Source organism: Microbacterium sp. B24, assembly GCF_000333415.1.
Taxonomy (GTDB): Bacteria; Actinomycetota; Actinomycetes; order Actinomycetales; family Microbacteriaceae; genus Microbacterium.
Genome location: NZ_BADB01000088.1, coordinates 1 through 6780, shown reverse-complemented (window position 1 = coordinate 6780; position 6780 = coordinate 1). Strand labels below are relative to the sequence as shown.

Here is a 6780-nt window from a genome sequence, read left to right as displayed (position 1 = left end):
GGACGTCCGGCAAGGGGCAGCGCCGCCGCCCCGAGAAGGGCCATCATCCAGAAGGGCGCTGTCCACCCGCCCCATCCGATGAGCGCGCCGCCGAGAGCCGGTCCGAGTGCGGTGCCGACCGCGGACGTCGTGCCGAGGAGCCCCATGATGCGGCCGGTGCGCCCGTCGGCAACGAGGTCCCTCGCGAGGGCGAGCGGCAGCGCCGTCATCACGGCCGCTCCGACTCCCTGGACACCGCGCGCGATGACGAGCGTCACGAGCGACGGGGCGAGAGCGCCAGCCACGGCGCCCACGGTGAAGATGGAGATTCCCGCGAGTAGCACCCGGCGCCGGCCCCACCGGTCACCTGCTGATCCGGCAGTCACGCTGATCGAAGTGACCGCCAGTAGGTAAGCGACGACAACCCACTGCACCTGACCCGGTGTCGCGGTGAACGCCGTGACGAGCGCGGGCAGCGCGACGTTCGCGGCGCTCGTGCCCACCGAGGCCGTGAGTATGGCAAGAGCGAGCCCTGCGACGGCTCGAGATGGTGTGGACATGGACACAGCCTCGATTCACGAGTGTTGAGACCGCAACGTTTCTTGCCGAAACAGGGACGAGCGTGTTCGATGGCATTCGTGGAGGCGACCGAAGGAGCGGATGTGCGCTCCGTGCTGGACCGTGTCGGATCGCGGTTGCAGGCGTTGCGCGAGGCGCGGGGATTGACGCTCGCGGACGTCTCGGAGCGGACGGGTGTCTCGTCGAGCACGCTCTCACGTCTGGAGAACGGGCAGCGTCGCGCCAGCCTTGAGGTGCTGCTGCCGCTCGCGCAGGTGTATCGCGTCCCGTTGGATGAACTTGTGGGTGCTCCGGAGACCGGCGATCCCCGGGTGCGGTTGCGTCCCCGGCGGGTGAACGGGCGAACGGTCGTGCCACTCGCTCATCAGCCCGGGATGCCGCAGGCTTGGAAGATCGTGGTCCCGCGCGGACACTCGGTTCCTCGGTTGAAAACGCATGAGGGCACGGAGTGGCTCTATGTTCTGACCGGGCGGATGCGGTTGATCGTGGGGGAGCGCGACCTCCTGCTGCAAGCTGGAGAGGTCGCCGAGTTCGACACGCGCCTGCCACATTGGTTCGGCAGCGATGGGGAGATTGAAGCAGAGATCCTCAGCATCTTCGGCCCCCAAGGCGAACGCGTCCACGCTGGCCCTAGCTGAGCATCGGCTCCGTCGCGCTACGTGAAGTCAGCCGCCGAGTTGAGCGGCGACGCCGGCGGTGTCGATGAAGACGCGTTCGCCGATGACGCGGCCGTCGTCGGCGAAGGTGACGACGGCAACCATCTCGAGGGCGATCGTGCGGTCGGTGGGAGGGAAGCCGCCGTACGCACCGTCATGGGTGCCGTCGAAGCGGACGAGCATCGCGCCCGTGTCGCCTTCCTGTCCGAGCGGGGTGATGGTCGCGGTGAGGTCGCTGAACCCGCCGAAGAGAGCCTCCTCCCGCGCGCGCAGCGCGTCGAGCCCGGACTGGGGTCCCGTGAGGGGGGAGTCGTAGGCGGCGGGCTCGGCCCAGAGCGCGACCACGGCGGCGGGGTCATGCGCGTTGACGGCGGCGGCTGCGGCATCGGCGAAGTCGTGGATGTGCATGGGCGATCTCCTTCGATCGTTGGGGTGGTGGGATGCCGGGTACCCGCGTGCCCGGGCGTTCAGGGGCGGACGGAGCGTTCCGCGATGTTCAGCGCGAACCGTTCGGGCAGGCGCGGCGCGAGCCAGGAGACGAACGCGTTTCCGCGGCCGTCGACGACCGAGGGTCTGCCGCGGTGCAGCGCGCGCAGGGCGGTGTCGACGACCTGTTCGGGAGTCCGGCGGCTGCCGACGGATGCGGCGTCGCCCGCGGTGGCGAAGAACGCGGTGTCGGTCGCTCCGGGGCAGAGGGCGAGTACGTCGACGCCGGTGCCGCGGGTCTCGCGCCAGAGGGCGCGGGTGAAGGTGAGGACGTATGCCTTCGAGGCGGAGTAGACGGCCATGTGGGGCACCGGCTGGAATCCGGCGGTGCTCGCGACGTTGATGATCGCGCCGCGGCCTCGCGAGAGCATCGGCGGTAGAAGGAGTGCGGTGAGCGCTGTCAGGCTCCGCACGTTGACGGCGATCTGCGTGGTCGCCGAGCGCAGGGGCGTGGTGCCGAGGTCGCCATGGATGCCGAGGCCGGCGTTGTTGATCAGTGCGTCGACGGCGATCTGCTCAGCCTCCAGGCGTGCCAGAAGGGTTTCGGCGGCGTCCGGGGCGTCGAGGTCATGCGCGAGGACGGTGACGCTCGCGCCGTGCCGTGCGCGAAGGTCTGCGGCGATGTCTTCAAGCACGTCGGCCCGGCGCGCCACCAGAACGAGGTCGCTCCCGGCGGCGGCGAGTCGATGGGCGAACGAGCGCCCGATCCCAGAGGACGCTCCGGTGATGAGGGCGGTGGTTCCAGCGGCGATGGTGCGCACGATGCTCCTAATAAACAAACCAGTCGGTCTAATAAAATGCGACTATAGTACGAGCATGACCACTCGTCCACACCGCGATGACGACATCGTTCCGGCGCGCCGCGTCGGACGTCCCACGGGCCCGACTGCTCAGGGGGCTGCGTCGCGCGATGTGATCATCGATGCGGCGGCGGCCGTCTTCGCCCGTCTCGGCTACGACCGTGCCCGCATGGTGGACATCGTGGACGCGAGCGGGCTGTCGAAGGGCTCTGTCTACTTCCACTTCGACAGCAAAGAAGCTCTCGCAGTCGCGGTGCTCGAGGAACGACACCGCCGATGGATCGCCGACGTGGAGCGCATCCTCGCCCAGGCCGCGGAGGGCGAAGCCCGCATTCGGCGGCTCCTGCCCGCGATGCTCTCACTCCATGACGAGGACTCCGATGCCTGGGTGATCTCACGCCTCACCCAGAGCCTCGCAGGCGTCCCATCCACCCGTGATCTCGCCGCGGCGATGACACAGCGGTGGATCGACGTCGTCGCGGGCTTTATCCGCGACGACGGTCTCGTCGCCGACCTCGACCCGCCCCTCGATCCCGACGCGCTCGCCACCGTGCTCGTAGGCGCCTTCGACGGCCTCAAGATGACCGTCGACGTCCTGAGCTCTGGTGACCGTGACGCGGCCGGTCGACTTCTGACCGAGCGTGGCGCGCTTCTGGAGCGAATGCTCTTTCAGGCCGTTGGGCTCACTGAGCGTCAACAGACGAGCTCGCTGCGGGCTTGACGGTGCTTCGATGACGGCGAGCTGGGTGAGACGAAGTCGAGTCGTCAGCAGTGCGGCGGAGGGCGTCCCATCTGACTTCATCCCGTCCAACCGCGGCTGCCGAGTGGGCCAAGCAGGCTCTCGTGGCAGGAGTCCCTCGTCCGAACCTGCGCTGCCTCACCGTGCACGCGTGCGAAGGTGCGTCCCTAACAAGAAGGGTTACGATCGCCTGCGCGCGGCCGAAAAGAGGAGTACCGCATGACCACCTACGCTCAGAACCTCACCGAGATCCTCGACCGTGAGGCGCTTCCCGCGGGCGGAATCATCTCCGGCGACGTCGACTACGCCGCGGACGGTCTCGTTTTTCGCGGGTACCACGCCCGTCCCGCCGCGGACGGCCCCTACCCGGGCGTTCTCGTCGTGCACGATTGGCTCGGCGTGACCGACTATGTCCGCATGCGCTGCGACATGCTGGCCCGGCTCGGCTACTCGGCATTCGCTGCGGACGTCTACGGGGCGGACGTTCGACCCGCCCCTCAGGATGCCGCGGCGGTCGCCGGTGGCTTCTACCGGGATCGCGCGCTGTGGCGCCGGCGCCTCACGGTCGCGTTCGATCGACTGCTCGCCGAGCCGTCTGTCGACCCGGCGCGCACCGCTGCCATCGGCTACTGCTTCGGGGGCACCTCTGTGATGGAACTGGCCCGCACCGGCGCCGCCGTCGACGCCGTCGTGAGCTTCCACGGCGGCCTGCTCACCGGTCCCGAGGGCGAAGCGGCACGGATCGAGGCGAAGGTGCTCGTCCTGCACGGGGCGGCCGACCCGGTCGCCCCCGACGAGGCGCTGCTCGCGTTCGAGAACGACCTGCGGACGGCTCCCCACATCGACTGGCAGATCGTCACGTACGCCAACGCGATGCACGCCTTCACGCTCCCCGACGCGAATGCGCCCGAGCAGGGCGCCCTGTTCGACGCCACCGCCGAGCGTCGCAGCTGGACGGCGATGAAGACGTTCCTGAGCGAGGTCTTCGCCTGAGGTCACCTGTTGACCTTGCTCCGACGCGGTCGGCCCCATCGACGTTGCGGGTGTACCCGTACCCGTCGGAGTGTCACATTTCGCAAAAATATGTAGACCGGTCTATTGTGAGCGTATGACTTCCAAGGGCGACCTGACGAGATCGCGGCTCTCTGCGTCGATGCTCGAACTGATCCAGACCAGCGGCTACAGCGGCACAGGGTTGAACGCGGTGATCGACCATGCCGGCGCCCCGAAGGGCTCGGTCTACTTCCACTTTCCCGACGGCAAGGAGGGGCTCGGGGTGGCCGCGGTCGATCTCGCCGCTGCTCAGTTCGCCCAGCTGATCGCCGAGGCTGCGGCATCCGCCGGCGGCGCGGCGGCGGCGGTGCGAGCCGCCGTGGAGGCGCTGACGGTGATCGTGAGTGACAGTGACTACCGGCTCGGGTGCCCGGTGTCGGTGGTCACTTTGGAGATGGGAGCCGAGAGCCAGCGACTGCGGAACGCGTGCGCCGCCGCCTTCGAATCATGGATCGCCCCAACCGCCGCGCTGCTCGAAGCCGAGGGTCTGGATGCGGCACCTGCGCGGTCGCTCGCGACCGTCGTCGTATCGACCATCGAGGGGGCGGTCATCCTCTCGCGCGCGACGCGCAGCCCTCAGCCGTTGACCTCGGCCGCCGACGTCCTCGCCGAGCTCATCGACGTCCGGTGCCAGAAGGTCGGAGGGGCACAATGACGGCGTCCGACGTGTCCCGCCATGCGCTCGTCTTCGGGGCATCCGGCCTTGTCGGCCGCCACCTGGTCCTCGCCCTCGCCCGCGCGGGTGCCGAGGTGACGGCAGCGGTCCGCAGTGCCGAGTCCGCAGAGCGCGTCGAACGGTGGCTGCGGGGTCGCGGCCTGACGCGCGGCATCCAGACGATCATCGTCGACGTCGAGGCGCCGGAGATCGTCCGGGGTGGCCCCTCGGCCGTGTTGACCGTGACCGAGATTCACAACTGCGCGGGGGTGTACCGCTTCGGGATGTCGCCGAACGAGGCCCGCAGCGCGAACGTCGGGATCGTCACGCGGGTCATCGAGTTGGCGGCCGCCCTGCCCCGGCTGCAGCGAGTCGTCCACATCTCCGGGTACCGCGTCGGCGGTCAAGATCCCGCGACGATCCCGTGGCCCGACGAGCACCGCGCCGCGATGTACCGAAAGCTCGGCGCCTACGAAGCGTCGAAAGTGGAATCCGACGCCGTGTTCCAGGCCCGCGCGAACGAGCACGGCATTGCCTGGACGATCGTCAACCCCTCGAGCGTCATCGGTGACAGCGTGACGGGGGAGTCCGACCAGCACATCGGCCTCGCGGCCACCATCGAACAGCTCTGGAACGGCACAGCGACGGCGCTGCCGGGGAACGAGACCACCTTTCTGCCCGTCGTCACCGTCGACTATCTGGCGGCCTTCATGGCGGCCGCTGCGGTCGATCCGGATGCCGAGGGTCGTGCCTACTGGATCCTCGACGACGCCACGCCGCCGCTCGCCGATCTGCTGGCCCACGTCGGCCGTCACATCGGCGCGAAGGTTCCGCGCCTGCGCGTGCCCGTCGGCGTCATCTCGCGGTTGCCGTCGTGGATCACGAAGGCGGATCCCGAGACGCTGAGCTTCATGTCATCCGATCGCTATCCGACCGGGTCGGCCGTCGAGTTCGCACACCGCCACCACCTCGAGATGCCCGATGTCCGGGTGTCGCTCGAGCGGTGGGTTGACCATCTGGTGGCGCATCGCTTCGGCGCAGTGCCAGCGGATCGCCGGAGCATCGTGGAGAGGGGCGGCGTGCGGACGCTGGAGATCGGTCCGTCGGACGCCGACCGCTTAATCTTTCCCGGCCTGCCGGTGAACGCCGACACGTGGGCCCCGGTGGCGGTCGGCAGTGGCTCACGCGTCGTCGACCTGCCCGGGCTCGGGCTGAGCGGCGGAACGGGCATCGACGACTGGGACCGGTGGCTGCCCGCGGTTATCGGGGAGGCGCCGATCGATCTCATCGGACATTCCCTCGGGGCGGCGGCAGCCGTCGTCGCGGCGGACCGCTTTCCGGAGCGGGTGCGATCGCTGACGCTGGTGGCGCCGTTCTTCCTCCAGCCGCGCGCGGGTGAGGCGGTGCGACTGCGTCCCCTCGTGACGGCCTTCTTGCGCCGTGCCAGTCCCGTGCGGCTGTCACGCCGGCTCACCGGCGCAGAGTCGAGCGCCTCCGCTCTTGCTTCGAGCGTCAGCGACCTCCGGCATCGGACCGCGAAGGCGGTGGCCCAGCACGTCGCGCGTACGACATCGCCACAGTGGCGCGCCGAGGTGCGGGATGCCGCCGCGCGGTTTCGTGGCCCGGTGCGCATCATCACGGGCACCGACGACCCGCTCACCGCGGATGCTGTCGCTCAATTCCGATCTCTTCCGAACGTCGAGCTGGTGACGATTGCCGGGGCCGGTCATCACCCCCAGCTGACCCATCAGACGGATATCGCCGGCCTGCTTGCGACGCCCATCCGGCTGGCGGCACCGCGCTGAGGTGGCGTCGAGACGTCACGCGACGGCC

The 6780-nt window shown here is 69.2% G+C and carries 8 protein-coding genes; 5 read left to right on the top strand and 3 right to left on the bottom strand.

Annotated elements, in window-relative coordinates; genetic code table 11:
- Positions 1-539, bottom strand: a 539-nt coding sequence (locus I5I_RS02050; RefSeq protein WP_036315871.1) for an MFS transporter, incomplete at its 3' end; no start/stop codon positions are given.
- A gap of 102 nt (positions 540-641) precedes the next feature.
- On the opposite strand from I5I_RS02050, the gene I5I_RS02045 reads away from it, so the two are divergent.
- A complete protein-coding gene (locus I5I_RS02045; RefSeq protein WP_036315864.1) occupies positions 642-1196 on the top strand; it encodes a helix-turn-helix domain-containing protein in 555 nt (184 codons plus the stop codon).
- 27 nt (positions 1197-1223) lie between these two features.
- Here I5I_RS02045 and I5I_RS02040 read toward each other — a convergent pair whose 3' ends face one another.
- Together I5I_RS02040 and I5I_RS02035 are read right to left on the bottom strand one after the other, a co-directional pair.
- Positions 1224-1622 carry an ester cyclase gene (locus tag I5I_RS02040; RefSeq protein WP_051039428.1) on the bottom strand — a complete coding sequence of 133 codons (399 nt, stop codon included), beginning with the start codon at positions 1620-1622 and terminating at the stop codon, positions 1224-1226.
- A gap of 59 nt (positions 1623-1681) precedes the next feature.
- On the bottom strand, positions 1682-2461 hold the full coding sequence (locus I5I_RS02035; RefSeq protein ID WP_036315860.1) for an SDR family NAD(P)-dependent oxidoreductase: 780 nt from the start codon (positions 2459-2461) through the stop codon (positions 1682-1684).
- A gap of 55 nt (positions 2462-2516) precedes the next feature.
- Between I5I_RS02035 and I5I_RS02030 the strand changes: the two genes are divergently transcribed.
- The 4 genes from I5I_RS02030 (at position 2517) to I5I_RS02015 (ending at position 6752) form a co-directional block, all read left to right on the top strand.
- Positions 2517-3221 (top strand): TetR/AcrR family transcriptional regulator, encoded by a 705-nt coding sequence (locus I5I_RS02030; protein WP_051039427.1) that lies wholly within the window; start codon positions 2517-2519, stop codon positions 3219-3221.
- 237 nt (positions 3222-3458) lie between these two features.
- Complete coding sequence (locus I5I_RS02025; RefSeq protein WP_036315857.1) at positions 3459-4232, top strand: dienelactone hydrolase family protein; 774 nt, start codon at positions 3459-3461, stop codon at positions 4230-4232.
- Between the two features lie 115 nt (positions 4233-4347).
- Positions 4348-4947: a TetR/AcrR family transcriptional regulator gene (locus I5I_RS02020; protein ID WP_036315854.1), complete on the top strand. Its 600-nt coding sequence runs from the start codon at positions 4348-4350 to the stop codon at positions 4945-4947.
- Positions 4944-6752 (top strand): alpha/beta fold hydrolase, encoded by a 1809-nt coding sequence (locus I5I_RS02015; RefSeq protein ID WP_036315852.1) that lies wholly within the window; start codon positions 4944-4946, stop codon positions 6750-6752. The genes I5I_RS02020 and I5I_RS02015 overlap by 4 nt, the downstream gene beginning before the upstream one ends.
- Positions 6753-6780: the final 28 nt, after the last annotated feature.

Coding starts and splice junctions, on each gene's coding strand:
- I5I_RS02040 (WP_051039428.1), bottom strand. CDS start 1,622: ATGCACATCCACGACTTCGCCGATGCCGCAGCCGCCGCCGTCAACGCG.
- I5I_RS02030 (WP_051039427.1), top strand. CDS start 2,517: ATGACCACTCGTCCACACCGCGATGACGACATCGTTCCGGCGCGCCGC.
- I5I_RS02025 (WP_036315857.1), top strand. CDS start 3,459: ATGACCACCTACGCTCAGAACCTCACCGAGATCCTCGACCGTGAGGCG.
- I5I_RS02020 (WP_036315854.1), top strand. CDS start 4,348: ATGACTTCCAAGGGCGACCTGACGAGATCGCGGCTCTCTGCGTCGATG.
- I5I_RS02015 (WP_036315852.1), top strand. CDS start 4,944: ATGACGGCGTCCGACGTGTCCCGCCATGCGCTCGTCTTCGGGGCATCC.